1 protein-coding gene is annotated in these 719 nt (G+C 65.8%); it reads left to right on the top strand.

Annotation, left to right across the window (positions count from 1 at the left end; all coding sequences use genetic code 11):
• A partial coding sequence (locus LH128_RS29600; RefSeq protein WP_008833387.1) for a molybdopterin cofactor-binding domain-containing protein occupies window positions 1-719 on the top strand: 719 nt, incomplete at both ends.

The following is a 719-nucleotide window of genomic DNA, read 5'->3' as shown; positions in this document are numbered from 1 at the left end:
CGCGAAGGCGAATGGCTCATCGGCATGGGCTGCGCCAAGGGCACTTATCCCTACTACCGCATACCCGGCGGCGCTGCACGGCTGACCATGACGCCGAAAGGCGCCAGCGTGGGGATCGCCGCGCACGAAATGGGCATGGGCACCGCCACCGCGCAAGTGCAGGTCACCGCCGAACGGCTGGGGCTGCCGATCGAGGCGGTGGATTTCGAGTACGGCGATTCCACGCTTCCGGGCACCGTGCTGGCAGGAGGATCGCAGCAAACCGCCGCCATCGGCGCAGCCGTTATCGCGGCGCACCGCCTGCTTATCACGGAACTGCTGGAGATCGTCGGCAATGATTCCCCCTTGGCGGGCCTCAAGCCTGACGACGTGGCATGCCGGGATGCCGGTCTTTGCAAGCGTGACGAACCCGAGCGGCACGAGACATACGCCTCGATCCTCGCCCGTGCGGGTCAGGACAGCATAGAAGTGACGGGCGAAGGGCCACCGCCGCTCGAACTCATGCACTGGTCGATGCACAGCCATGCGGCGATGTTCTGCGAGGTACGCGTCAATGCGATCACGGGCGAACCGCGCGTCAGCCGCTTCCTCGGTTCCTTCGACTGCGGGCGCATCCTCAATCCCAAGACCGCGACCAGCCAGTTCCGCGGGGGCATCATCATGGGCCTTGGCCTGGCGCTGATGGAGGAAACCCAGATCGACGAACGCAATGGCCGGGT

Origin of the sequence: Sphingomonas sp. LH128 (genome assembly GCF_000293195.2) — a bacterium.
GTDB lineage: Bacteria > Pseudomonadota > Alphaproteobacteria > Sphingomonadales > Sphingomonadaceae > Novosphingobium > Novosphingobium resinovorum_A.
This window is presented reverse-complemented; position numbering and strand designations above follow the sequence as displayed.